The organism is Corynebacterium sp. zg-331, from assembly GCF_014267345.1.
Lineage (GTDB): Bacteria > Actinomycetota > Actinomycetes > Mycobacteriales > Mycobacteriaceae > Corynebacterium.
This window is the reverse complement of sequence record NZ_JACMYD010000005.1, coordinates 1-24,488: the sequence shown is the minus strand read 5'-3', so window position 1 is coordinate 24,488 and position 24,488 is coordinate 1. Positions and strand designations below refer to the sequence as shown.

27 protein-coding genes are annotated in these 24,488 nt (G+C 62.1%); 25 read left to right on the top strand and 2 right to left on the bottom strand.

Features of this window, described 5'->3' with window-relative positions:
- Positions 1-24: 24 nt before the first annotated feature.
- The 25 genes from H7347_RS06900 (at position 25) to H7347_RS06780 (ending at position 22,901) form a co-directional block, all read left to right on the top strand.
- On the top strand, positions 25-429 hold the full coding sequence (locus H7347_RS06900) for a hypothetical protein (RefSeq protein WP_152822672.1): 405 nt from the start codon (positions 25-27) through the stop codon (positions 427-429).
- Complete coding sequence (locus H7347_RS06895) at positions 422-2,176, top strand: terminase (RefSeq protein WP_227659058.1); 1,755 nt, start codon at positions 422-424, stop codon at positions 2,174-2,176. The genes H7347_RS06900 and H7347_RS06895 overlap by 8 nt, the downstream gene beginning before the upstream one ends.
- Positions 2,173-3,627, top strand: a complete 1,455-nt coding sequence (locus H7347_RS06890; RefSeq protein WP_152822670.1) for a phage portal protein — start codon at positions 2,173-2,175, stop codon at positions 3,625-3,627. Before H7347_RS06895 ends, H7347_RS06890 begins: the two co-directional genes overlap by 4 nt.
- 17 nt (positions 3,628-3,644) lie before the next feature.
- Positions 3,645-4,787: an EndoU domain-containing protein gene (locus H7347_RS10980; protein ID WP_152822667.1), complete on the top strand. Its 1,143-nt coding sequence runs from the start codon at positions 3,645-3,647 to the stop codon at positions 4,785-4,787.
- A complete protein-coding gene (locus H7347_RS06880; RefSeq protein ID WP_152822663.1) occupies positions 4,784-5,092 on the top strand; it encodes a hypothetical protein in 309 nt (102 codons plus the stop codon). The genes H7347_RS10980 and H7347_RS06880 overlap by 4 nt, the downstream gene beginning before the upstream one ends.
- A gap of 209 nt (positions 5,093-5,301) precedes the next feature.
- On the top strand, positions 5,302-5,787 hold the full coding sequence (locus H7347_RS06875; RefSeq protein ID WP_186337342.1) for a DUF4355 domain-containing protein: 486 nt from the start codon (positions 5,302-5,304) through the stop codon (positions 5,785-5,787).
- Positions 5,788-5,811: 24 nt separating this feature from the next.
- On the top strand, positions 5,812-6,768 hold the full coding sequence (locus tag H7347_RS06870) for a phage major capsid protein (RefSeq protein ID WP_152822660.1): 957 nt from the start codon (positions 5,812-5,814) through the stop codon (positions 6,766-6,768).
- 15 nt (positions 6,769-6,783) lie between these two features.
- Positions 6,784-7,248 carry a hypothetical protein gene (locus H7347_RS06865; protein WP_152822658.1) on the top strand — a complete coding sequence of 155 codons (465 nt, stop codon included), beginning with the start codon at positions 6,784-6,786 and terminating at the stop codon, positions 7,246-7,248.
- Positions 7,245-7,589 carry a hypothetical protein gene (locus tag H7347_RS06860; RefSeq protein WP_152822656.1) on the top strand — a complete coding sequence of 115 codons (345 nt, stop codon included), beginning with the start codon at positions 7,245-7,247 and terminating at the stop codon, positions 7,587-7,589. Before H7347_RS06865 ends, H7347_RS06860 begins: the two co-directional genes overlap by 4 nt.
- A gap of 2 nt (positions 7,590-7,591) precedes the next feature.
- On the top strand, positions 7,592-7,783 hold the full coding sequence (locus H7347_RS06855) for a hypothetical protein (RefSeq protein WP_152822654.1): 192 nt from the start codon (positions 7,592-7,594) through the stop codon (positions 7,781-7,783).
- Between the two features lie 3 nt (positions 7,784-7,786).
- Positions 7,787-8,077, top strand: coding sequence for a hypothetical protein (locus tag H7347_RS06850; protein ID WP_152822652.1), 291 nt, complete (start codon positions 7,787-7,789; stop codon positions 8,075-8,077).
- Complete coding sequence (locus H7347_RS06845) at positions 8,074-8,430, top strand: hypothetical protein (RefSeq protein ID WP_152822651.1); 357 nt, start codon at positions 8,074-8,076, stop codon at positions 8,428-8,430. Before H7347_RS06850 ends, H7347_RS06845 begins: the two co-directional genes overlap by 4 nt.
- A gap of 41 nt (positions 8,431-8,471) precedes the next feature.
- A complete protein-coding gene (locus H7347_RS06840; protein WP_152822649.1) occupies positions 8,472-9,104 on the top strand; it encodes a hypothetical protein in 633 nt (210 codons plus the stop codon).
- A 133-nt stretch (positions 9,105-9,237) separates the two neighbouring features.
- The gene (locus H7347_RS06835; protein WP_152822648.1) at positions 9,238-9,516 is read left to right on the top strand and encodes a hypothetical protein; all 279 of its coding nucleotides are present in this window, start codon (positions 9,238-9,240) and stop codon (positions 9,514-9,516) included.
- Positions 9,517-9,632: 116 nt separating this feature from the next.
- Positions 9,633-9,956, top strand: a complete 324-nt coding sequence (locus tag H7347_RS06830) for a hypothetical protein (RefSeq protein ID WP_152822647.1) — start codon at positions 9,633-9,635, stop codon at positions 9,954-9,956.
- Positions 9,957-9,981: 25 nt separating this feature from the next.
- Positions 9,982-14,892, top strand: coding sequence for a tape measure protein (locus H7347_RS06825; protein WP_186337341.1), 4,911 nt, complete (start codon positions 9,982-9,984; stop codon positions 14,890-14,892).
- Positions 14,893-16,014, top strand: coding sequence for a hypothetical protein (locus H7347_RS06820; RefSeq protein WP_152822645.1), 1,122 nt, complete (start codon positions 14,893-14,895; stop codon positions 16,012-16,014). It begins immediately after the preceding gene.
- A gap of 3 nt (positions 16,015-16,017) precedes the next feature.
- Complete coding sequence (locus H7347_RS06815; RefSeq protein ID WP_152822644.1) at positions 16,018-17,676, top strand: phage tail protein; 1,659 nt, start codon at positions 16,018-16,020, stop codon at positions 17,674-17,676.
- Positions 17,677-18,036, top strand: a complete 360-nt coding sequence (locus H7347_RS06810) for a DUF2744 domain-containing protein (RefSeq protein ID WP_152822643.1) — start codon at positions 17,677-17,679, stop codon at positions 18,034-18,036. It abuts the gene before it with no gap.
- 152 nt (positions 18,037-18,188) lie between these two features.
- Positions 18,189-18,824, top strand: coding sequence for a hypothetical protein (locus H7347_RS06805; protein WP_152822642.1), 636 nt, complete (start codon positions 18,189-18,191; stop codon positions 18,822-18,824).
- 10 nt (positions 18,825-18,834) lie between these two features.
- Positions 18,835-20,901, top strand: coding sequence for a hypothetical protein (locus tag H7347_RS06800; protein WP_152822641.1), 2,067 nt, complete (start codon positions 18,835-18,837; stop codon positions 20,899-20,901).
- Positions 20,902-20,932: 31 nt separating this feature from the next.
- Entirely contained in the window at positions 20,933-21,763 is an 831-nt protein-coding gene (locus tag H7347_RS06795) for an N-acetylmuramoyl-L-alanine amidase (RefSeq protein WP_152822640.1), read from the top strand.
- 26 nt (positions 21,764-21,789) lie between these two features.
- On the top strand, positions 21,790-22,113 hold the full coding sequence (locus tag H7347_RS06790; RefSeq protein WP_370513937.1) for a hypothetical protein: 324 nt from the start codon (positions 21,790-21,792) through the stop codon (positions 22,111-22,113).
- Positions 22,100-22,549 (top strand): hypothetical protein, encoded by a 450-nt coding sequence (locus tag H7347_RS06785; RefSeq protein WP_227659057.1) that lies wholly within the window; start codon positions 22,100-22,102, stop codon positions 22,547-22,549. The genes H7347_RS06790 and H7347_RS06785 overlap by 14 nt, the downstream gene beginning before the upstream one ends.
- Positions 22,542-22,901, top strand: coding sequence for a hypothetical protein (locus H7347_RS06780; RefSeq protein WP_152822638.1), 360 nt, complete (start codon positions 22,542-22,544; stop codon positions 22,899-22,901). The genes H7347_RS06785 and H7347_RS06780 overlap by 8 nt, the downstream gene beginning before the upstream one ends.
- 470 nt (positions 22,902-23,371) lie before the next feature.
- Here the strand turns inward: H7347_RS06780 and H7347_RS10595 are convergent, their stop codons facing one another.
- On the bottom strand, positions 23,372-24,358 hold the full coding sequence (locus H7347_RS10595; protein ID WP_370513936.1) for a zinc ribbon domain-containing protein: 987 nt from the start codon (positions 24,356-24,358) through the stop codon (positions 23,372-23,374).
- Between the two features lie 4 nt (positions 24,359-24,362).
- A complete protein-coding gene (locus H7347_RS10975; RefSeq protein ID WP_370513941.1) occupies positions 24,363-24,470 on the bottom strand; it encodes an IS3 family transposase in 108 nt (35 codons plus the stop codon).
- Between the last annotated feature and the right edge of the window lie 18 nt (positions 24,471-24,488).

The following is a 24,488-nucleotide window of genomic DNA, read 5'->3' as shown; positions in this document are numbered from 1 at the left end:
GGTTGCTCTGAAGGAGGTGATCCTATGCGTGGCCCTGTTCCGAAACGCTCTGACCAGCGTGTCAGACGTAACGTCACCCCTGAGGTCACCCGTATCGCCGGGGCGGCGCAGGTTAGACCACCAGCGGAGGATCGCTCGTGGCACATCGCCGCAAAGCGCTGGTACCGCAGCCTACGGCACTCCGGCCAAGCGATTTTCTACGAGCCATCGGACTGGGCGCACGCCCAGCTGTGCGCCACACTCCTCAGCGACGAGATGCGGCGCGAGAAACCCCGCGCCGGGATGATCTCCCAGATCCTCTCGATGATGACTGACCTGCTGACCACGGAGGGTGCGCGGCGCCGCGTCCGCGTTGAGCTGGAGCGCGCCGGGCAGCACGACGATGGCGCGGAGGTCGTGACGATCGCCCCGGAGGCGATCTATGGGTAGACCTGAGCTACTGCTGCCGGGCTACCAGATCGACGCCGAGACAGGGGCATGGACCACGCTGCCGTGGCCGGGTGACCCTGGGCTACCGATGGCCGCACCGGAGCGCCTTGCGCTCCTTCCGCCTTCCCTGGGCCCACAGATCATCTTGTGGGCCCAGCACTGGCTCGTCCACCATCAGACCGGCGACCCTATCGTGCTCACCCCCGGGCAACGCCGCTTCATCCACATGTGGTGGGCACTTGACCCAGCCACCGGCCGCCTGCGCTACCGCTCCGGGATCAAGCGCGGTGCCAAGGGCGTGGGCAAAGACCCCGTCGCCGCGGTCATCGCTCTCGCCGAGCTATGTGGCCCGGTCGAGTACACCGGGAAGATCAGCAACGGCCACCCGGTAGGCCGCCCGCGCCGGGCGGCGAAAGTCCAGATCGGAGCGAACTCCCAAGACCAGGCCAAGGAGGTGTTGCAAGTGGTCAACCAGATGATCAGCCCCAGGCTGCGGGCCACGCTCGGCCTAGAAATCGGCCAGACACGCACCATGCTGCCCTCCGGCTCGCGCATCGAGCTGCTGACCGCCTCGGAGCGCTCCACAGAGGGCACACCGGCGACTGCCGTACTGCTCAACGAGACCCACCACATGACTGCCTCATCTGGCGGGGGACGTCTGGCGAAGGTGGCACGCCGCAACGTCGGCAAATCCCCCGCATCCATCCAAGCCCGCCTGCTGGAGCTGACCAATGCCCACCAGGTGGGGCAAGATTCCGTTGCCGAGAAATCCTTTGAAGCCTGGCAGGAACAGGTCGCCGAACACGGCGCGGAGCGTACAGACATCCTCTACGACTCCGTGGAGGCAGACCCCCGTCTCGACATCACCAAGCCAGAGCAACTACGCAACGGCCTAGTCCAGGCATACTCGGATGCACCGTGGGCAGACCTGGATCGACTCGCAGCGGAGGCTACAGATAGCCGCACCAGCGCGGCGGATACCATCCGGTTCTACTTCAACGGCTTAGCCACCGCCGAGGACGCCTGGGTAGACCCTGCAGCATTCGACGGGTGCGCGCGCCGGGACATCGTCGTAGACGAAGGCGAACCAATAGCGATGTTCTTAGACTGCTCGAAATCCAGCGACGCGACCACACTTTCGGCGTGCCGCCTCTCCGACGGGCACGTCATCAGCCTTGGTGGTTGGCAGCGCCCGCACGGCGCGCGCGGCGAGGACTGGCTCGCACCCCGCGAAGTCGTCGATGCCGTGGTCCGCGAGGCCTTCGCCTTCTACCGCGTGGCGTGGTTTGGGGTTGATCCCTCACCAGCGACCGATGATGAGACCGAGCACCTCTACTGGATGCCACTCATCGACGCCTGGCACCGGGACTTCCAACGGAAACTCAAAGTCTGGGCCACCCCCGGCGCAGGCGGCCACAGCGTCCTATTTGACATGCGTACCTCCCAGCCAGGATCCGTCGCCCGCAACAGGGCCTTCACGGATGCCGCGATGCAGACCGTCACCGACATCGACGAGGGCACCCTCACCCACGACGGTGACCCCATGTTGCGCCGCCACGTCCACAACGCCCGCCGCCGTCCCAACCAATGGGGCGTAGGCCTCGGCAAGATCAACAGATCATCGGATAAGCGCGTGGACTACGCCGTCACGATGGTCGGCGCGCGCATGGGCCGCCAGATCGCCCTCCGCAACCCCAAGGTCACCACTCACCGCCCGCGCGGAGCAAGGAGGATCAAACTTTCATGACCACCACAAACATGATCCACCGCATCCTCAGCGCGCCGGGCCTGGATGCCGTCGAGGCCCGGCTCCTGGGCCAGCTCGCCTCAACCTGGTCAGCCAACCTCAGCCGGAACCTGCTGCGCAGCGCGTACTACGACGGTGAGCACTCGCTGCGCGCCGCAGGCCGGATGGGGATTGCCATTCCGCCGGTCATGGAGCGTATCTCCACGGTGCTGGGATGGCCTGCCAAAGCCATCGAGGTACTCGATAACCGCCTGGACCTCCAGGGCTTTGTGATTCGGGGCGAGGCCGACCAGGATGAGGGTGTCCAGGAGATCGTCACCGATAACCACCTGCTCACCGAGTCCTCGATGATCCACATTGACTCCATGATCCACGGCGTCGCCTTCGTGACGATCACCCAGGGTGACCCGCTAGCCGGTGAGCCGGACGTGGTGATCTCCGCGCGCTCCGCGACCGAGGCTTCGGCCTTGTGGTCCAACCGTGCTCGCCGCATCGTCGCGGGCATGACCATCAACCCGGGTATCCCCGGAGTGGAGCCTGATCAGGTCTGCCTGTGGATGGAAGACCGCGTGGTCACCTGCTGGCAGGACGGCAACGCCGTGGCCATCGACCGTCGCCCGCATAGCCTGGGCCGGGTGCCGATGGTGATGCTGCCGTATCGGCCTCGTATGACTAAGCGTTACGGCATGTCGCGGATCTCGCGGCCCTTGATGGATGCCACGGATTCCGCCGCGCGCACCCTGCTACGGATGGAGGGAACCGCGGAGTTCTTCTCCTTCCCCCAGCGCTACATCCTCAACGCCCAGCCGGAGGACTTCGACCAGGACACCTTCACCACCTACCTCAACCGCCTGCTAGTGCTCAGCCCCGCCGAGGACGGCGGCGCGAAGCCTGAAGTAGGAACCTTCGGCGCGGCCTCCCCAGCCCCGCACATCGAACAGCTCAAGGCGATTGCCATGCTGGTCTCCGGGGAAACCGGCATCCCACCTGGAGCACTCGGCATCATCCATGACAATCCCTCCTCGGCAGACGCTATCCGCGTCGGAGAAGCCGAGCTGGTCAAGATCGCCGAGCGCGCCCAGGCCGTCTACGGCGCCGAGTGGGTCGAGGTCATTCGCATCGCCCAGCACATCCGCGATGGCATCCCGGATGAGCGCATGGCAGGTCTCCAGGCCCAGTGGCGCGATCCTGCCACCCCTACGCGGGCGGCGGACGCCCAATCGGTGATGTCCCTGGTGCAGGCCGGGGTGTACCCCGCGCGCTCCCGGGTCACCTGGGAACGCTTGGGCCTCGACCCTGTCACTATCAGCCGCCTAGAAGCCGAGGCCCTCCGCGACCAAGGCCAGCAGATGCTCCACGACCTCATGGCCAACGAGGATGAAGAGCCCACCCCGGAGGCCCTGATCGCTGCCAGCGACGAGGAGCACACCGGGGTGACTATGGCCCCATAGAAAGGGAGGTGGGGTAGGTGGGTGTGTGGGATGAGCACAATGAGCACCTGCGCCTGGCGGTGATTCGTGCGGTGGATACGCTGATAAAGACCACCGATGCGCGGCCTTCCATGAGCAAGTTAGAGTTCGAGGCGCTCGTGACCCTGCTGGTGCAGCAGTACGGGCAGGTGGCGGTGGCCTCGGCACTCATTGCGTTGGAGTCCGGCCGCTTGGAAGCCGGTGCACGGGATCTTCCGGCCCCGGTGCCCGCCGAGCCGGTGAACATCGATCAGACACGCTCCACGGTGTCCTGGGCGATCAACCAAGCAGACGGTGATTTTCCCACTGCGGCGCGCAGGCTTGCGGGCCCGGTGGGGCGGATGGTGCGGCAGGCAGCGCGCGATACGGTCTGGGAGTCCACGAGGGTAGCCGGGACCGGCTATGTCCGAGTACCGGGCCCCAGGGCGTGTGCGTTTTGCCTCATGCTGGCCTCCCGTGGCGCGGTATATGCCAAAGACACCGTGCTGGCGGTAGGAAAGAAAGCGAAGCGCCCGGAAGGCGCGCGGTATCACGACAACTGCTCGTGCAGTGCCAGGGAGGTGCTCAGCGACGCTGATGTGCCTCAGATCGTCAAGGACTTGGAGGCAGAGTGGTACGAAGCCACCTACACTGGGCGCGGCCCGGTAGCCGACCAAGCGGCCGCGTGGCGCGAACACATCAAGCGCACACGCCCCACACGCCGCAGCGCACGGTTTATCATGGAGGTTCCAGCAGATGATCCACGCCCGGCGCTTACAGACAAGGCCATCCGACACATCCTTGATGGGGAGCCAGATAATCCCCGCCAAGGTGGGCATAGAGCAGGTACCAGCAGGCGACGCAAAACGGAGTTTCCTCCCAGCTGGTCGGATGCAGATATTATCGACAGCGTGCAGGAAACATTCGATGACCCGCATAGCTCTATCTACATCGGTGACCGCCGCGTGCTCAGACGCATCGTCCAGCGCCACGGATCCCGGGTGATCGTCGAGGCACAGTACTACGTGCCCGACGAGGCCACGGGCACGCCGATTTTCCGTACGGCATATCCCAAATCCGGCGATGCGGTGTACCGTAATACGAAAGACGGAACTCGCTTGATTGAACCGTTTGATGAGAAAGGAATGGAGAGCAAACGATGAAGCTCGCAGTAACTTTCGAGGGCATGAAAAACGAGTACGAAGATGATCCGATTCCTTTCAACGTGGTGTCGCTGCTCTGGGGCAACCTGCCGCATGAAGTACAGGCTCAGGTTGTTGAGGACGGATACTACGGGGACGCATGGGTCGGCATGGATTACGCGCTGTGGTACGCCGCGCACCACGGACTAACCGTCCCCGGCAGCTTGCTCGATGAGGTCGAAGATGAGATGAACCGCACGAAGGACTACTGCGGGCTCGTCGCCAGCATCACCACACTGCGCTCGGCGGCGGCACAGGCCGCATAACCAAGCACATCCTCGCCCCTGGTACGGTGGGCGCGCCGGGTTCGACTCCCGGGCGAGGAACCACACCCCCAGGTTAAACCCCGATCATCGTCATGGTGGCCGGGGTTTTGTCATGCGCGGGTGGAAACCCACGACCCTGCCCACCTTTGGGGAGGGACGGACACCATCACCACCCCGCCCTTGGTAGCGGGGGAGAAGAAAGGGAGACCATGACCACCGAAACCACCGACGCCCCGGACGCGCCCGCGCCGGCCCCGGCCAGCACGAGCGACTACCAGCCCCCGGCCACGCAGGAGGATCTGGACCGCATCATCGAGGCCCGCATTGCCCGCGAACGAGCGAAGTACCAGGGCCATGACGAGTACAAGGCCAAGGCCGCCAAGTACGACGAGGCCCAGGAGGCCAAGAAGACCGCAGAGCAGAAGGCCACCGAGCGTATCACCGCTCTGGAAGCCGAGCTCGCTGCCGAGCGGCTTGCCGGTGCGCGGGCTCGTATCGCTGCCGAGCATCACCTCGACGCCGACCTGCTTGCCGGGGCCACCGAAGAGGAGCTGGCCGCACACGCAGAAAAGATCGCCGCAGCGATTAAGGCCGCAGCACCCGCGCCGACGGCCCCGGTCGTGCCCGGGGAGGGTCGTGGCCAGGTCTCCACCCCGCACACCGACTGGCTGCGCAACAAGCTCAGCCAACACTAAAAGCCTCAATCGAAGGAGAACATCATGGCATACAATGACATCGTCGGTCGCGCCGCCGTATCCGAGGCGCACCTACCCGACCAGGTCCTCACCGAAATCTTCGCCGAGGCCCCCGCCCAGTCCGTCGTCCTATCCCGGGCGCGCCGGGTGGCGATGAGTTCGGCGAAGTCCAAGCAGCCGGTTTTGAGCACTCTGCCAGAAGCGTTCTGGGTCGATGGTGACACAGGCTTAAAGCAGACCACCACCACGGGCTGGGAGAACCTCACGATGACTGCTGAGGAGCTGGCTGTCATTGTGCCCATCCCGGACGCCCTGGTCGCTGATGCCCAGGTGCCGCTGTGGGAGCAGATCAAGCCGCTGATCGTGGAGGCCATCGGGCAGAAGATCGACGCCGCAGCCCTATTTGGGGTGGATAAGCCGGACTCGTGGCCCGAGGGTCTAGTTCCGGCCGCGATCAAGGCGGGCAACACCGTGGCTGCAGGAGACGGTGCTGATTTGGGCGTGGATGTGGCCACTTTGGCAGGCAAGGTTGCCAAGCAGGGCTACCAGGTCAACGGTTTCCTCTCGGAGCCAGGGCTGAACTGGGAACTCATCGGCCTGCGCACCGCCCAGGGAGCACCGATCTACGCTCCCTCGATTGCCGAGGGGCAGCCGGACACCCTCTTTGGCCGCCCGCTCGATGAGGTCTACACCGGCGGCTTCGATGCCGCCAAAGCCAAGCTGATCGCCGTGGACTGGTCCCGATTCGTCGTCGGTATCCGCCAGGATGTCACCTATGACCTCTTCTCCGAGGGCGTGATCACCGACGCGAACGGCAAGGTCCTCTTCAACCTCATGCAGCAGGACGCCAAGGCTCTGCGCGTGGTGATGCGCCTGGGCTACCAGGTAGCCGCCCCCGCCACCCGGGTAGGCCGCAGCAAGAAGATCTACCCCGCAGGCGTGCTCACCCCGGCCAAGCTCGCCGCCGAGACCAACAGCTAGCGAAAAGGGACCATCATGGCGAACACCTGGGCCACCCCCGCCGATGTCCGCGCCCGCTGGGTCGCCACCGAGGCACTACCTGCGGACACCCTCATCCAGGCCTGGCTCGATGACGCCGAGACACTCATCCTGGCCGAGTACCCGCACGTGGCCGAGAAAATGGCCCATGACCCCGGAGGGGAGTGGCTACGCCGCGTCACTCTCGTGGAGGTACAGCTGGTCTCCCAGGTGCTCAAAAACCCCGACGGGGTGCGCCAGAAATCCAACACCGCAGGCGTGTTCACCGAGCAGACCACCTTCGGCACCGAGACCATCGGCACAGGCCTGCATCTCACCCCGATGCACCGCGCGATCCTCACCGGCGGCGCGAAGCGCCACGCCGGGCTTGACATGACCCCGGCATCACCGCCGCGCCACCCCCTAGAATCTGCCTGGGTCAACGGCCCAGACCACCTCACGCCGAAAGGCCACTACCCATGAGCCCTTTCGTCCCCCTGCGCCAAACCGTAGAGGTCTACACCCCCACGGTCACCACCAACCGCTTCGGCGACCAAATAGCAGGCCCCGGCCACTGGGAAACCCACGCGGTAGCAGGCTGGGCAATCAACTCAACCCAAGAGGAAACCGGCGACTCAGCGCTTCGTACCACCGAGCGCCTCCTGGTTTACATGGACGCCAACCACCCCGCCCAACCAGCCGACCTCATCCGCCTGCCCGATAACACCACCTGGGAAGTCCAAGGCCACCCCCAACGCTTCGATAACGGCCCCTGGTGGCAACCCGGCCTCGTTACCATCACCTGCACCAAGACGGAAGGATAACCATGCTCGAAGTCCTCGCTACTGATGAACACGAATCACTAACCATCTACCGATTCCCCTCCACCGCCATCGAGATCATGGAAGGAGCACTCGTGGTCTACCGCGCAGACCAATCCGGCTTCCTCGCCGGATTCGCGCCGGGCCAGTGGGTGAGATTCCGATTGGCTACCACTACCCAGGATCAGGGGAGATAGATCATGGGTATTCGGTTCGTGCCCTTTAACAAGGGCTTTGAGCAGCTGCGCCGTTCTCCGCCGGTGCAGCGTGAGGTCGAGCGCCACGCCGAGCGCATCGCTATGGCTTCTGGGCGCGGATACGAGTGGGATGCCCGCCAGGGCGAGAAAGGCCCAGCCCCTGCCTGGAACCCGCGTAGAGGCGCGGGCTACCAGGGCCGCTACCGCGCGATTGTCTACCCAGCGACCCGCAAGGCTGCCCGCGATAACGCCCGGAATAACACCCTGGTTAAGCATCTAGGCGGTGGCTGGTGATAACCCCCATCGAACTCGTTCAACGCGGGCTGCGCCGCGTGACCACCGCCCCGGTGGTCTCCAAGGTGCCTAACCCGCGCCCACCGCTGTTCGTGCGGGTGGACTCTTCCACCTCACGAGCCCTGTCACCCGTCCACGCTCAGGCCTTGGTCATAATTCAGGTCTACGGCCTCGATCTTGAAGAAGTCCTCACCACGGTCTCCGCGTGCCGCCAGTACCTGACCGATCGCATCGACGCAGACGACCCCCTCGTATTTGGGTGGGGTGAGCACACGCTTGTGGAGTTCCCCGATCCCGACATTCCCGATACCCGGTGGCAGCTCACCGGGCAGTTGATCTACACCCTCACCTAAACCAGGTGGGGGATTTCACATCAGAAAGGCAAAAATTTCTCATGGCTGACATGCGTAACCGCCGCAACGTCCTCGTCGGAGCGCCCGACGTTACTGCGTCCGGCGGTATCCTTATCGGACCCGTGGCCACCAAATCCGAGCATTTCCCGAGCTCTGCTACCGAGGAGCTCTCCACCGAGCTCAAGATGGTGCCCGCAGGCTACATCTCCGAAGACGGTGTCTCGAAGACCGTGGACCGCTCCACCGAAAAGATCAAGGACTGGAACGGCGACACCATCCTGATCACCCAGTCTGACCACTCTGTGACCCTGACGCTGACGTTCATGGAGGCTGCTAATGCCGATGTCCTGAAGATCATCGCAGGCGAAGATAACGTCACCGTCGAAGAAGGCGACACGATCAAGGTCATCGACAACGCCGATGAACTACCGCACCGATCCATCGCCTTTGAGATCAAGGGCGGCCGGGGCTCGAAGATTCGCGTCTTCGCCCCGGACGTCCAGTGCACCTCCGTGGGCGACGTCTCCTACGTGCGTGCCGACGTCATCAAGTACGAGGCGACCTTGGAATGCTTCGACGTGGACAACAAGAAGCTGATCTCGCTGATTAAGCGTGCTGACGAAAAGGCCACCACAGCAGGGGTTGGTCGGTCTGAGGGTCTCTCCGAAGGCTAAATAACCCCCAACAGCTGGTCGAGGTGAGGACTTTACTGTGTCCTTTCTCCTCACCTCGACCCTTCCCACCGCCAATGTGCGGAAGCGAAGGACACACCAACCCCTACATAACTCAACTGAAAGGACACTCGTCATGGCTCTTGAAAAGTTCCACTTCGCCACCACCGATGGTGACACCAAGATTGCCTTCCCCTATATGGAAGACGTCGTATCCGCTCGCTGGGCCCGCGACAACGCCACCCGCCTCAACGAGGAAGGAGTCTGGCCTGCCCTTGAGCACGTCGCCGCCATGAACGACACCAACGCCAAGGCATACGAGAAGATCCTTGATCTCCCCCTCCGGGAGTTCAATCGCTTCTCCCGTTCCTGGCAGGAAGGCCGATCCGCTTCCCTGGGGGAATCCGAGGCCTAGCCGACGATCTGGCGCTCAACGATGATTTCCGCCTCGCCGTTGAGCGCGACCTCATCACCGCAGGCCTCCGCCTACGATGGCTCGCCGACGGCACCGACCGCCTCAGCTGGGGTGACTTGATCACTCTCATCCGCACCACACGACACGGTGACGCGATCTACGCCCACCTCACCGGCGAGGACGAACCCTGGGGTCTGACCGAACAACTCCTCGCCGCCGCCGTAGACGCACTCAACGGAGCCAACTGGCAACGCTCCGGCGGCAAAGCACACACCAAACCCAAACCCATCCCACGCCCAGGTATCCGCTCCCACGGCACACCCACAGCCGCGCGCCGGGAGGCACCACAGGGTGACCCGTTCAAGGAAGAAGAATCTGGCGTGTTTATGGGTGTGCCAACCCCTGTGGATGCGCTTAACACGTGGTTGGGCTGGGAGTAATGCACCGCTTATAAGGAGGCTTCTTATGGCTGTAGAACTAGGCACAGGGTACGTCAGCATTGTTGCTGATACCGGCCAGCTCACTAAGGAGGTCAAAAAGGCTCTCGGTGGGGTAGAGGCTTCCGGGGAGACCACAGGCAAGGGACTAGGCTCCAAGATCGCCAGCGGTCTGGGAACGACCCTGAAAGCGGGTGTGGCTACCGCCGGTGTGGCCGCCGGTGGCGTGCTGGGTGTGTCCATTGCTAAGGGGCTAGGCCGACTGACCTCTCTGGATAATGCCCAGTCGATGATGCGGGGCTTAAAGATGTCTTCCGATGATGTCGCCCGCGCGATGGATGGTGTGTCTGCTTCCGTGAAGGGCACGGCGTTTGGGCTTGATGAGGCCTCCGGCTCGGCAGCGAAGCTCTCTGCGGTGGGTGTGGCGGTCGGTGAGAACCTTGATCGCACGCTGAAGCTCACAGCTGATATTGCTGCTCAGGGGCAAACCTCGATGGATGATGTTTCCTCCATTATGGCCAAGATTGCCGGAGCGGGGAAGGTCACAGGTGAAACCCTCGCCCAGCTCGATGACCGCGCCACGGGCGCAGGAGCTGCTATTGCTAATCACCTGGGTGTCTCTATCGAGGAGATGCGAGAGAAGGTCTCTAACGGCGAGGTGGACTTCCAGACCTTCCAGGCCGCAATGGAAGAACACTTAGGTGGTGCTGCTCAGCGCACCGGTGAGACCGTCCAAGGCGCATTTAAGAACATGCATGCCGCAATGGGGCGGTTCGGCGAGCAGCTTGTCGCCCCGGCCTTCGCTGCCGCCCCGCCACTGTTCGGCGCGATCGGCAAGAGCTTCGATGCTCTTTCCACCGCGCTGAAACCCGCTGCCACCGAGATCGGAGAGTTGCTGGCCCCTGCGGTGGAGAAGGTCTCCGGCTTGATTGAAACCCGCCTTGCCCCGGCTTTGGGCGAGGGCGCGCGGAAGGCAGGGGAGTGGGCCGTCAAGATCACCGAGGTAGCCGTGGATCCTGCCACCTGGGAGCGCATCGGAGAAGTGTTCTCCTCGGTGCGTAGTGAAGCAGAGAACCTGTGGCCTGCTGTGGAGTCCCTCGGCGGAACTTTGTTTACGATCGGCCAGCAGATTTCAGTGGCTACCTGGCAGGCTCTCGGGGACGTCATCAATGCCACTGCGCCCCTCGTGCGTGACCTCTTGGTTCCCGCGCTAGAGGATGTGGCCCGCCTGGCTGAGGAAAATCCCGGTGCGGTCAAAGCGATGGTGGTCGCCATCGGCGGCTTTAAAGTAGCCTCTGCTGTGGCTGGCCCGCTGGTGGGGGCAGCCACAGCTATTGGCAACGTCGGCAAAGCCGCCTCCACCGCTTCCACTCTCGTGCGCGCCGGGGGATTGGTAGCTGGCGTTAAGGAGCTGGGGAAGTACTCCGGTGACGCCAACCCGGTGCTGGCTAAGGCTGGTAAGAGCGTGGAGGGCTTCGGTAAAGCGGCCGGTATTGCCGGGAAGATCCTTAAGCCCATAGGAAAGGGATTGATGACTGCGCTGCGTTTCGTCAATCCTTGGGTGGCGGGTATCACCTTGGCTGTGGGTGCGCTGACGTGGTTCTTCTCCGAGACAGAAACCGGTCAGCGCGTGTGGAGCCAGGCGATGGGTGTTCTGCGTGATGCGTGGAATTGGTTTACCGAGGTTCTCTCGACAGGCTGGGAGTGGATCAAAACCACCGTGTGGGATCCCTTCGTCGGCTTCATCGCCGGCACGCTGGTTCCGATGTGGAACGAGGCCTGGGGCTATATCCAGGGTGCCTGGGATACGTTTACTGGGGCGATCCAGTGGGCTTGGGATTCGATTATCCAGCCGGTGTTCAACTTCATCTGGCAGGTAGCCCAGGTCACCCTTGGTGTGATCGGTACGGTCATTCTCGCCCCGCTGCTCATTGCGTGGAATTCGATGAGTGAGGGGATCAAGTGGGCGTGGGAAAGTCTGATTAAACCTGCCTGGGACGCAATAGCCACAGCTGCCCAGTGGCTTTGGGAATCGGTCCTCTCTCCGGCATTTACCTGGATCAAGGACCACTGGCAGGTCATGGCCACCGCGATCAAGGTCATCTGGGAGACCATCATTAAGACCGCCTGGGATGCGGTGGCCACGGCGGCACAGTGGTTGTGGAACACGGTTCTGGTTCCTGCTTTTGAGGGGATCAAAACCGCGTGGAAAGCCTTAAGCGATGGCATTAAGTGGGCGTGGGACAACGTACTCAAGCCTGTCTGGGATGCGGTGGCCACGGCGGCACAGTGGTTGTGGAACACGGTTCTGGTTCCCGCTTTCGACGGCATTAAGGCCACCTGGGAGAGCATGACCAGCCTCATGAAGGCCGCCTGGGATAACGTACTGAAACCCGCCTGGGATGCGGTGGCCACGGCGGCACAGTGGTTGTGGAACACCATTTTGGCGCCTGCCTTTGACGGGATTAAGAAAGCCTGGTCGGTGATGAGCGATGGTATTGAGTACGTCCGCAACACCATCATCCAGCCCACTTTCGACAAGGTCCAGCAGGGCGTGGAGGCGGTCAAGAGCTTCTTTGGTAGCGCAGTCGAAGCCATCGGCAAGGTCTGGGATTCCCTGCGCGGCAAGCTGGCCAAGCCGATCAACTTCATGATCAATACCGTCTACAACAACGGCATTCTGCGCGCCTGGAACGTCATGGCAGGATTCCTGCCTGGGCTCTCTGAAGGATCGCCGATTGATGGGATCCCTGAGCACGCTATCGGTGGTGCGGTCAAGGGCCCTGGCACCGGCACATCTGATGATGTGCTGATGTGGGGGTCTAACGGCGAGCACATGCTCACTGCTGCTGAGGTGCACCGCCTCGGTGGACAGAGCGCAGTCTATGCCATGCGGCATATGCTCATGGCAGGCCAGCCGTTCACTGTGGATGCGGAAGGCCAACTCACCGGCCTACCCCACACCAACAACCGTGCAGGTGACCTCGCTGGTGCTGCCCCCGGCCTGATGCTTCCCGGCTACAAAGACGGCGGCGAAATCCGCCCCATGTACGAGATCCAGCTTGAAGCAGCCCACGAGTTCGCCCAAGCCCAACACGGCAAGCCGTATCAGTGGGCAGGTCCCACCGGCGAAGGCTCTTCCTTCGACTGCTCGGGGTTCATGGCTGCGATTGCCGCCGTCATCCAGGGCACCAACCCCTGGCAGCGCTACTGGGCCACCATGAGCTTCCCCAGCCCTGGTGCCCAGGGATTCGCGCCGGGCCTGGATTCGGGGTTCTCCATCGGCATCTTCAACGGTGGTCCCTATGGTGGGCACACCGCAGGAACCCTTGGGCCTGCGGGCAGCTACGGGGCCACCAACGTCGAATCCGGTGGCGCGCCCTCGATGGTCAAGTACGGCATCGGCGCTGCCGGAGCCGACGACCCCCAGTTCACCATGCAGTACCACCTTCCTATCGGGGCAGACGGAGCGTTTATCTCCGGTGGGGAAGGCGGTGGCATGTCCGCCTCGATGATGGTGGAGGCCATACGCGGTGCAGTCCACAAGGTCATGGATAAGGTCACCGAGCCAATCAAGGGTCTACTGCCCTCCCCGCCGCCGCAGTGGTCCGCCATCCCCGGCAGCGTCCTGGATAGGGGCACAGATGCGGTCATCGATGGGGCCTTTGCTGCCATCGACGGTATCGGCAACGCTCTAGGCACCGTCTGGCGGGCAATCACCAATGTCGATGACCTCATCCGCGAAGCCCTGGGTGGAGCCAGCGACGTGGAAGACGCTGCCCGTGGTGGTCTCTACGACACCGGCGGGCTGCTGCCCCACGGTGGTGTGGCACTCAATCTCTCCGGGAAACCGGAAGCCGTGCTGACCTCATCTCAGTGGGACGCAGTAGCAACTCTCCCAGACGTGGCTGCTGCACTCCCGAGTATCGTTCCAGCCCTCGATAATCTAGCTCACCGTGGACCGCAGGCCTGGGACGCTGCTACCGGCTACCTCGCAGAAATCAGCACCGGACAGGCTGACCTCCATGCTGATGCCACCGCAGCCTGGGAAGAACTCAACGTCGCCTACAAAGGCGGCGACTGGGGTTACGGCGCACTCTCCCAATTCGTCGGCGAGGACAACGGCCGCGACCTCGCTAACGCGGCCGCCGCACTAGGCGAAATCACCGAGGACCTGAAAAACACACCCCTGGCCCGCAAAATCACCGAGATCTCCGATACCATCACCAAGAGCCTCTCAGCCGAAGAGATCACCAACCGATTCCTCGGACACATCGAAAAGCGCGCCGGGCAAGCCTCGGAGGAGTTTCAGGAGGCGCGTAAGCGTATCCATGAGGTAGGACTCCAGGCGCGTGATGAGGCGATCAAGGTCGGCCAGACGGCGGTAGATGGGCAGCTGGCAGATGCCCGTGAGGTGCTGGGCTTGCCTGATCCTGAGAGCATTCCTGCGGTCAAGGCCGCAGGGGAGGCGAAAGACATTCTGGGGGATTGGGCTAAGGAGCAGGCGGAGAACTCCCCTGTGGCGCAGTTTGTTGAGGAGTCGATCACCCCGATGGTGGAGCAGGTCTCTACCTGGGGCCAGGAGCTCTTTGATAGTGCGGTGGATACGGCCATGCAGCTAGGGAAAGGGGCACTGGATGCGGCGATTGATACGACTGCTGATGCGGCGTTTTCGGTGCTTGACGGTGCCGGTGCGGCGGTGTCTGCGGGGGCATCGATGGCGCTGGAGACAACTGCGCAGGCGGTCTCGGCAGGCTCGGTGGCCTTGGGGGCCGCAGCTCAGGCTGCTGGTGTGCCGGGGGCGGTGCAGGTGGGTAATGCCGCAGGGGCAATCGCCTCCGGCGGGATCACGTTCATGGCATCTAATACCGATGAGATGTATCAGATGTACCGGCGTGCGCTGTCGAGCGCACATGCCGGGGTGAAAGGAGCACGATAAATGGCGATCACCAGTGGGGTGCGTATCACCCTCACCGGCGTAGACGGATCACGGTGGGATCTCCACTCTCACCGTGATAAGTCCGTGTTCATCGAACAAGGCGGGGTAGGCGACCTCTTCGACGCGCCGACCACCACCAGCTATAAACCAAGGGTCGGGCAGTCCGGGTCTACGTTTACTGCTGCCCGCCACCTAGAGCGTCACCTCGCGCTACCGATCACGGTGCATCACCGCGACCGGTTGGAGTGGGCGCGCTTGGATTCGGATTTCCGCCGCGCGTTTTCTTACACCGAGGACGCCACGCTTACTGTGGAAACCGATTTATCTGGGGCACGCCAGCTGAAGGTTCGTCTAGCGGAACAGCCGCAGTACCGAGGCGAGATCAACCCGAATCGCCACGGAGTCAGCCAGTGGCTCTACCCCCTAGTAGCCGCGAACCCGATGTGGGAGTCCGAGCAACACAAGGACTCGTTCACCTTCGATGGGCTGAATTGGTTCTCAGGATCCGTGGAGGTCTCCAACCCCACCGACCAGCCCGCGTGGCCGAAATGGGTGCTCACTGCACCGGCGAAGTTCATTTTGCCGGACGTGTCCTTCCGCGCTGGCGAGCACCAGGATCGCATGATCGACCTCCCGTTCCAACCCCTAGGCCGCGAAGTGGTCGTGGATACCGACCCGCTGGAGGAGATGATCGTCGCCAACGATGCGACCCTGTTGTGGGCGCAGATGGAAGGACAGTTCTTCTCTTACCCCATTCCACCACACACCCCACCCACGAGAATCCCGGTCGCGGTGGACCCGCTGCCGCACACCGGGTGGATCGTACCCACATGGCTGAAAAAGATCGTGGCCACCGAGGTAGAAAAATGGGCCCGCGCACTAGGCCTATCGAAATTCGTTGCGGTGACCCCGCAACAGATGGGACAGAAGATCCGCGAGATCATCCTCGCCCTCACCCCCGACGCACTAGAGCGCCTCTCACCAACCCTGATTGGTGGGCTACTACCGGAGGTGATCTCAGAGGCCATCGTGCGCGCGTACGGCTCGGTAGCGAACATGGCCGGAGCCACCGCCCAGGTACGTATCAACCGCCAGTGGTCCCGACCCTGGGGATTGGAGTAACTCATGTCCACCACCCAAGAACTCGACCGCATCTGGGACACCGCCATGTCCCAGCGCGCCGGGCGTGCCCGCACTCGCCGCGAGCCGCCGCTGGTGCGCCTGTGGGATGCTGCCTGGGAACTTCGCGGCCGCATCTCCGGGGAATATGCCGCCTCCTTTGAGTGGAAGCTCAACGACACTGGCACCGGCACGGTGGAACTCCCCGCCGAGCATCACCTTGCCCGCTGGGTAGCCCAGTACTGGAAGCGCCGCACCCAAAACATCCACATCACCGTGGACAAAGACGGGGCCCGCTGGTCGGGCCGCCTCAGCGAAGTCACCACCTCCCAAGATGACATGGGGCTACGTACCACCACGCTCACGTTCCTCCATGATTTTGAGGAGCTACGCCACATCCAGGTCTGGCCCAACCCCTTTACCCCTGCTGCCGTGCAATTCCCCAAAACCTTCCTCCTGGCAGGACCTGCCATCTGGACCCTGAAATGCGCCCTGTTCCTCAATCTCTTCCGCCTACAAGGAAACCTCTGGAGACTGCCCGATGACCCCCTGGACTTTCGCTCCTGGGTCCAATCCCTGAACTACAGGGACTGGCCCATCCTGGTTCAGCCCAGTTCCCTGCTCCTCGATGACTCCCAATGGACGATCATCAACTCCCGTTTTAAAACCTGGGCAGATATGGCCACCCCCACTCTGGAGGACGGCCAGCTCATGGTCACCTGCCGCCGCTGGCTTATCGGCGACCCCCAACCCTGGCCAGGAGCAAACCTCAACCGCAACGGGCAACTCATCATCGACATCGAGGACAAGTCCGGGTGGTTCGAAGAAACCGCCATCGGCGGCACCATCGCCGGTGGCCTCATCCGCACCGGCGTAGACATCGCCGAAAACCTCATCGACGAAACCCGATTCGCCCTCGAAAAAGTCACCCTCACCGACCAATACACCATCCCCGGCTTCCTCGGTGTCGTCCCCTCCCAACCCTGGGTGGTCTACCGCACCGATACCGAACAAGGAACCAACACCGCCGAAACCACCAGCTTCACCTGGCAACCCGCCACCGTCGGACAAATCACCGTCGGTGGCTCCTCCATGCCCGGCATCAATGAAGGCATCTCCGCCGCCATCCAAATGGGCCCGGCCCTCCTCTCCGCCTTCATCCCCTTCATCCCCAACCTCGGCGGCCCCCTCGACACCATCCTCCAACCCCTCTACTCCGACGTCCTGCTGGCCTTCCAATCCCTCAAATCACCCCTCAGAACTCGCAGCCTCGGATGGTCCCACTACTACGAGAACTTCGAAGACGGTGCCGACAAGGCCTACACCCTGAGCGCTGTCATGGCTCTGCGCGCCGGGTTTTATAGGTCGAGGCAGCGCACGAGCCACACGATGAAGGTCGGCGATGGGGCACCGTACCTGGTGGGGGAGCGTGGCCGAGGGCACTTCTGGCTAGGTGACCGTGTAGGTGGCCAGATACCGGGTGCTCCTGATGGTCAGGTCGTTGTCGAGCGGGTCTCAGCACTGAGTCTGGCATGGGATGCGGAGACTCCGCACCAGTGGGACATCACACTAGGTGATCTGGCGGTGGATCAAGACCCGTTGGAGTATGCGCTGAGCAAGATCCGTGGCCTCACGGATGCACTACACGATATAGGAGTGGTCTAAATGGCTATACCGCTGCAACCTCAGATGGATATGGATAATCCCCGCGAGCACCTGCTGTGGGCCCTGGTGTCGATGGGCGGAAAAATCGGAGCGCCGTTACTCCTCCCGCGCCCGATGATGGAGGACCTCTCCGCGCACCTGTATGCCTGTGGTTTCCGCCATGACCCTACAGCCCAGCAGCGCTGGTATCACCCGCCTGCCAGTGATGCCCTGTGGGAGCAATCCTCCGGTAGGTGGGAGGATCACCCACCCCAGGGCGACGAGATCGACGAGGTACTCACCGCGCTTAGTCCTGCCGCGCGCGAGGAGCTGCGCCGCAGACTCACCACCAACGACCCGGACGAAGGAGAGGCCCTGTGAGCATCGTCCCCAAGCAAAAGCCTGTCCCCGAAGGCGTAGACACCGCCGCTACTCTGGCTCGCCTTCAGGATGTCACCGAAGCGTCAGTTAAAGACCTCATCCGTATTCGCCACACCACTGGATCCCAACATGTAGCCGAAGGCCTACGTGGAATGCTCACCGGCATCGGTCAAGCCCTTAGAGGAATCTTCGATCCCACCAGCTGGTTCGCCCCTATCGGGCGCGCAGGCCAAGATTACCGTGATGGCCAGGAAGCCCTGACTCGACGCACGGATCTGCTCTCCCCGCTACTGGACTACGGCAGCGCTTACATGGGCAACCTCTCAGGATTCGATGTCACGGGGGTCATGCCATTTCGTACCCAAATCGGCCCCATGCGCGGCTGCCACCTAGACGCTAACGGTATTCGGCTAGATGACCAGGGCCTCTGGGACATCCGAGCCCAGCTGACAGCGGATGCCGCGATCATCGTCACCGGCCGTATGGAATGGCGGGTAGTGGTCAAAAATCCCCAGGGTGGCATCTACTCCGTACAGCGTGCGACCGTGACATCCAGTAGCCGTCTCACGCAAACCCTGGTGTCCTCCGTCGTCGTACCATCACCTGGATACCTCGTCCAGGTCGAGCTCACCTCCCTAGGCGTAGGCCGCACCATCCTCGGCGGCCCAGCATGGAACCGCCTCGTCGTCCAGCACATAAGCAGAGGGGAAGACGGCGCTACTGGTGCCGAGGAATCACAAACTCCCCCTGACCCAATCCAAGGCCCCCGCCCCGCAGACGAACAGTAAGGAAACGCCTATGTCCCGCATCACCGGCACCCTCAAAGCCACCGACGGAATGCCTACCGAAGGCACTATCACCGCCTGGTCCGTAGACCTCCGCCCCGCAGGAAAAGTCGCTATCACCAGCGAACGCCGCACCACTCGGATCACCCAGGGCCAGTTCACCTTCGACAACCTTGCTCCTGGCCCCACACGATTCACAATCACCGGAAACAACATCGCTCATGACCTCGTTGTGACTATCCCCGACAGTGATGTGAACTTCACTGATCTTCTCAGCAAGGTCTACACCTGGGAACCTGAAGTCATCTCCGAAGTACAAAAAACCCAAGCTAAAGCCGAAACAGCCGCCCGCCGAGCAGAGGCCTCCCGTGATGAGGCTCGTACTGCCGCTACTCAGGCTAAGGCCGCTAGGGATGGTGCGACTGCGCTGCGGGATCAGGCTGCCGCGTCTGCGACTCAGGCGGGGCGGTCCGCGACCGAGGCTGACGGGGCGGCGCAGCGTGCGCAGCAGGCGGCCTCCACGGCGGGCACGTCTGCTACGAGTGCGGGGCAGGCAGCTACCCGTGCCATGCAAGGGCAATCTGCGGCGGAGGGGGCTGCCCGTGATGCGGAAAACTCGGCTACGCAGGCGGGTAGGTCCGCCACTGAGACCGCCGGGCAGATCACTCGCGCCGCGCAGGAAGCGGATCGCTCGGAAGAGGCGGCACGCCGGGCGGTTGCGGGTGCGGATCGTATCGGTACCGCCGAGGCTGTCACCGCCGCGCGCACCGCCGCGGATGCTGCTGCGCAGCGCGCTGGGGAGCAGGCCACCCGCGCATCAGGGGAGGCTGATCGCGCTGAGCAGGCGGCCTCCACGGCGGTGTCGGGGATTTCCCCCGAGGTCCGCGCGGACATCGACGCCAAGGCTACCAAGGCGGAGGTGGCAGAAGGTCTGGGGGCCAAGGCGGACAAGGCGCATAAGCATGTAAGTGCGGATATTACCGACTCGACGAGTGTTGTCAATAAAGGCAATCAGGGGAAACTTCTCGCCGCCGATAGTGGTGGTGACCTCAATGTGCGAAGTCGGATTTATGTGTATCCAGACGGGCGAATATATCTGGGCGGGACGAACTTTCAGCCCAATGACGCTGTCAATAGGAAATTTGTCAATGACCAGGATAACGCGGTTGAATCTCGGCTGACAGATAAAATAGATGCCAAGGCGGATATCGCGGCCCTGGGTACTAAGGCAGATAAAGTGCATACGCATGTGAGCGCGGACATTACCGACGCGGTAGACGGACTCACGGGTGACGGTGGAAAATTGGTCCGTATCCCGAGTTCTGGGGTTATGGGGCTAAGTACAACCATTGTAATGGATTCCCAAAAGGGGAAAATTACCTCCAATAGCCCAAATGGGATTATCCAGCACGGAACCCCAACAGATGATTCTGCGCTGACGAATAAAGGTTATGTAGATCGTGAGGTTGCCAAAAAGGCTGACGCTACAGCCCTGGAAGCCAAGGCTGCTAAGATACATAAGCACGTCAGTGCGGATATTACCGATGCGGTGGATGCGGAGGCCGCGTCACAATCCGCGACATACGCCAATCGCCTGGTGCGTCTCGATAACTCCGGTAACCTGTGTGCGAAACCCCCCAAAACAGGCGGGTCTGTTGCAACGAAGAAGTATGTCGATGATGAGGTAAAAAAGGCCGCCCCGGTGAATCACACGCACAGCACCGATGGAATATCAGGGCTAAGTCCATACGTCCTTGATATGATACAAAAGGGCATATCTTCCCCGCGTATGCTGACAGTAGAATCCGGGTGGGCAACATTTTACCGAATCGGAAATATGGTGACGGTAAAGGTGCATAATGGAGGCAGCTCCATCCCTGCGGTTATTCCGGCTGGATTTCTGCCGGTAGTGGAGCCGTGCTATGCCCCAGTAACATGGCTGTCCGATCCAGTAGGGGTAGTCTTGATAAATATTGACCGTTCACGCAGGAAGATATTTGTTGAGCGCGCTCCAAGTGCGTCCAATCTCGTACACGGAACGGCTGTATATATGACCGCGCAAGGGTGGCCGGAAAGCTAAGGAAATTCACCGACGCATGGGAGGTAAAACCATGTCCTATTTTGATGTTGATTGGTCGCCGAGATTTTCTTTCGGCGGCCCGCGCCCTGTCGGCGCCCTGCGGGGAGTGTGTATCCACACCACGGAGAACGATCCCGGTACCCCCGCGTCCGCTGTGGCCGACTACCAGATCCGCTCCCAGTCCGGCAGCTACCACATGCTGGTGGACTCCGCAGGTACGCGCCTGCGGGAAAACACCGATGACTGGATCACCTGGTCGAGCGGCAACCAGGGCAATAATTTGCTGTTGCATATTAGCTTCGTGTTCCGGGCGCACTACAGCCGCGCGCAGTGGCTAGCCCAGGAAAAGATGCTGCGCGCCGGGGCAGAGGTGGTCGCCTACTGGTGCTCGCGGTATGACTGGCCAGTCAAACAAGTTGGCGTGGGCGGGCTGCCGGGGATCACGACCCACGATGCGACCCGCGCATGGGGCGGGACGGACCACACCGACCCCGGCCCGAACTTCCCCTGGGACGTTTTCCTGGGGTATGTGCGTGAGGCCCAGGGCCCGAAGCACGCCGCCGCCCCGATTATCTCGATAAGCCCGCGCTCGGTGCCGTTTAACGCGGTGCACGAGGCGGCCCTCAACGACACGAAACTAGCCGCGCAGGCCACCCGGGACGTGATCGCCAGCTGGGATCAGCCGATCACCTCAGCGGTCAACCCCAAGGTCAAATTTCACCCGCGGGCGCTGATGGCCGTACAGGACCTTAATACCTGGTCGATGCTCCAGGTGGTCAAGGCCATCGCGGAGAAGGTCGGTGTGGATGCCGACCAGGTCATCGCTGAGGCCATTGCGGCGGACCGGGCCGAGAAGAAGTAGCAACAAGAAAGGACTTTGAGATGGATGTGACGATTTCGCAGGCAGTGGCGGCCGCGCTGGAGGAACAGCCGTGGTTTGCTCGCCGAAAAGACACGATCGCTGCGACGGCTGGCACGATCCTTCAGATGGTCAATATCGTGGCCGCGCAGGCCACGGATTGGCCTCCGGTGGCGGCGGTGGCCATCGCCGTGGTTGTCGGTGTGCTTCAGGTGGTCGTGCATGCTGCGACCCCGGGGGCGATTACTCCGTCGATGGCGCCGCGCTTGGAGGCCGCAGCTCCGGTTCCGGTGGAGGATGTGGTCGATCAGACCCGTGGGGATTTAGCATTGTCCCCCGATGAGCAGCACTAGCATGGCGGCGTCGATGAGTCCGCGTGTGCGGGTGTGGCTACGGTCGGTGTGGGCGGGGGAGGTCATCCTCGGGGTCACCGCGCTGATCCGTGGGATCTGCTACCTGCCTGCCGTGATCCCCGAGGGTCATCGTATTCCCGCCCTGGAGCATTACCTGCCGCTGTGGTCGTGGTCGGGCCTGTGGCTAGGAGCCGGGGTGATGGCCATGATCTGTGTGGCCGGTCGCATACGACGGGCTTTGCCGGTGGTCACCGGGGTCCTGGTGGCGCTGCATACGATGTGGGGCGGGATCTACATCGCGGCCTGGGCGGCCGGCGCCTCGGATCGCGGGTATGTCACCGCGCTGAGCTACATCACCGTCGCAGCGCTCGGGACCTGGGCTTTTGGGCGCGGGGACCCGGCAGTCGTTGAGGAGGTGGCCCACCGTGATGCCTGAGGGCCTGATTATCGCTGTGGTGACCGCCGCGTCGGGGCTGATGGTGGGCCTGTGGCAGCGCCACTCCGCCCAGGAGGAGACTGCGGCTTCCCAGTATCAGTCCCTTGTGCATGACCTGGAGGGGCTGCGCAAGGAGCTGTGGGCGGAAAACTCCGAGCTCCGGTCGCAGCTGAGGGCGTTGCAGGCGGAGTATGAGCAGCTGCGGCGGGATCTAGCCCGGATGGAGGGGGAGGAGGCCGCGCTGCGGGAGCGCTACCGCGTGGCCGTGGACTACATCGTGGTGCTCTATCCCCTGGTGCCGGTGGCCCGCCGCCCGCCGGTGCCGGAGGTACTGCGGGAGGACGTGAAGTAGTGGTGATATGAGGTTGTGGCCCCTCGCCCCTTTTTTTCTTGGGGCGGGGCCTTATTTTTGTGCGCAGGCGTGATTATAATGAGGGAGGTTGAAGCTCAACATATAGGAAAGAAAGTAAAGGGATGTCTGAACAGGTAATCATAGCAATTATTTCGACGGCAGGGCCAGTGATTGCTGCTTTGGTAGGAACTTTCTTTGCGGTTTCTCGAAAGAGGTCACAGATTGATGTGATAGATGCACACCAGCGTTGGGTAGATAGTATGGAAGGGGATGTGGAGGATCTTCAATCGGTGGTGGATGGAAAGAGGCGTAGGGAGATAAAGGGGAGGTTTGATTGGCTTAATCTTGATAGTGGTCTAGTTATATTTCCCCTATTGATGAGCGGGCTAATGGCGTTCATGTTTCTGATTGCGATTATGGTTTATGCGTTTAGCGAGTGGGGATTTCTTAAGGCTTCGTTTGTTTTTTCGCTACTTTTTCTGGGTATGTCCTTTATCTCTGGATTTAATATTCTTGCCGGGAAGGGGATTGATTTGTTGTGGGAAAAGTGGAAGGAGAGTAAGCGGGGGGCTGGGTGGTGGGTTCAGATCTAGTCTGGAGGTGGAGTTCTGACGCTCCCGGGCCGCAAGCGCGTGGGGTGTGATTTCTCTGTTTTCGCAGGTAAAGAACCCCGCGTAAACCCCACGGAGGCGTTCATATTTCTTATTTTTGCAGGTAGTCACGTTCCGAGTCACTTCCCCCTTAGCTCCACTCCAGGGGGAAGCGTCGAACTCTCGCTTTCGAGCGTAGGTTCGCACTTCCCCCGCTCTGTGTCCGCTGGTCAGCGCCTCTTCAAGCTCTTCGAACTCGATTGGCCCTGCGCTGTCGTGGTAGTAGGGCGCGATGATGATTTGCTCGCGTCCGATGAAGATCTTGTCTACGAAGTATTCGAAGAGCTGGTCGCGGATTTCGGGCGTGTCCATGGTGGCCTCGGCAAACCTCTTGTAGAACGCGCCAATCGAAGCCTCGTCCTCGTAGAGGGTGGCTTTGACGTGCTCGGCCTGGATGGCAGCGTCGAGCTCTTGTTTCTGTGCCTCCAAAGCGTTCATCGCTTCAGCTGTGCTCGCGTTGAAGATGACCTGGGAGATGGCCTTGACGAAGTTGGCGAGTTTGATCTCCCCGTCCGTGCGTCGGGCTTCTAGGGCCTTGAGGATCTCGTCTCCGCGTCCGTGGGTCTTCTTGTAGTGGTCGGCGAGGTTCACTGCGAGTGAGGCCAACATCTCGGGCTCATGAAGGAAGGACTCGACGATCTCCTCGATTCTCAGCTCGATCTCGTTCTTTCGGACGGTCTTGGCTGAGCACTTCTTCTTACGCTGGTTGAGACAGGAGTAGTAGCGGCTACCGGTCTTTGAGGTGCCCGAGATGCCATCCATCGACCCTCCACAGGTCGGCTGGGGTTGCCCGCAAATCGTGGACACGTAGTTAAGCTGCTTGTTGTTGTCGTTGGTCGTTGATCCGGTTTTCGAACTCTACGGGACTGATCATCCCGATCTTGGAGTGCCGCCTACGACGGTTGTAGACCACTTCGATCCACCGAGCTACTGCTTT

Excerpts from the sequence above, each read along its gene's own strand:
- H7347_RS06900 (WP_152822672.1), top strand. The coding sequence starts at position 25 with ATGCGTGGCCCTGTTCCGAAACGCTCTGACCAGCGTGTCAGACGTAAC.
- H7347_RS06870 (WP_152822660.1), top strand. The coding sequence starts at position 5,812 with ATGGCATACAATGACATCGTCGGTCGCGCCGCCGTATCCGAGGCGCAC.
- H7347_RS06875 (WP_186337342.1), top strand. The coding sequence starts at position 5,302 with ATGACCACCGAAACCACCGACGCCCCGGACGCGCCCGCGCCGGCCCCG.
- H7347_RS06890 (WP_152822670.1), top strand. The coding sequence starts at position 2,173 with ATGACCACCACAAACATGATCCACCGCATCCTCAGCGCGCCGGGCCTG.
- H7347_RS06860 (WP_152822656.1), top strand. The coding sequence starts at position 7,245 with ATGAGCCCTTTCGTCCCCCTGCGCCAAACCGTAGAGGTCTACACCCCC.
- H7347_RS06785 (WP_227659057.1), top strand. The coding sequence starts at position 22,100 with ATGAGCAGCACTAGCATGGCGGCGTCGATGAGTCCGCGTGTGCGGGTG.
- H7347_RS06835 (WP_152822648.1), top strand. The coding sequence starts at position 9,238 with ATGGCTCTTGAAAAGTTCCACTTCGCCACCACCGATGGTGACACCAAG.
- H7347_RS06815 (WP_152822644.1), top strand. The coding sequence starts at position 16,018 with ATGTCCACCACCCAAGAACTCGACCGCATCTGGGACACCGCCATGTCC.
- H7347_RS06810 (WP_152822643.1), top strand. The coding sequence starts at position 17,677 with ATGGCTATACCGCTGCAACCTCAGATGGATATGGATAATCCCCGCGAG.
- H7347_RS06780 (WP_152822638.1), top strand. The coding sequence starts at position 22,542 with ATGCCTGAGGGCCTGATTATCGCTGTGGTGACCGCCGCGTCGGGGCTG.
- H7347_RS06840 (WP_152822649.1), top strand. The coding sequence starts at position 8,472 with ATGGCTGACATGCGTAACCGCCGCAACGTCCTCGTCGGAGCGCCCGAC.
- H7347_RS06855 (WP_152822654.1), top strand. The coding sequence starts at position 7,592 with ATGCTCGAAGTCCTCGCTACTGATGAACACGAATCACTAACCATCTAC.
- H7347_RS06800 (WP_152822641.1), top strand. The coding sequence starts at position 18,835 with ATGTCCCGCATCACCGGCACCCTCAAAGCCACCGACGGAATGCCTACC.
- H7347_RS06820 (WP_152822645.1), top strand. The coding sequence starts at position 14,893 with ATGGCGATCACCAGTGGGGTGCGTATCACCCTCACCGGCGTAGACGGA.
- H7347_RS06865 (WP_152822658.1), top strand. The coding sequence starts at position 6,784 with ATGGCGAACACCTGGGCCACCCCCGCCGATGTCCGCGCCCGCTGGGTC.
- H7347_RS06850 (WP_152822652.1), top strand. The coding sequence starts at position 7,787 with ATGGGTATTCGGTTCGTGCCCTTTAACAAGGGCTTTGAGCAGCTGCGC.
- H7347_RS06795 (WP_152822640.1), top strand. The coding sequence starts at position 20,933 with ATGTCCTATTTTGATGTTGATTGGTCGCCGAGATTTTCTTTCGGCGGC.
- H7347_RS06805 (WP_152822642.1), top strand. The coding sequence starts at position 18,189 with ATGCTCACCGGCATCGGTCAAGCCCTTAGAGGAATCTTCGATCCCACC.
- H7347_RS06825 (WP_186337341.1), top strand. The coding sequence starts at position 9,982 with ATGGCTGTAGAACTAGGCACAGGGTACGTCAGCATTGTTGCTGATACC.
- H7347_RS06895 (WP_227659058.1), top strand. The coding sequence starts at position 422 with ATGGGTAGACCTGAGCTACTGCTGCCGGGCTACCAGATCGACGCCGAG.
- H7347_RS06880 (WP_152822663.1), top strand. The coding sequence starts at position 4,784 with ATGAAGCTCGCAGTAACTTTCGAGGGCATGAAAAACGAGTACGAAGAT.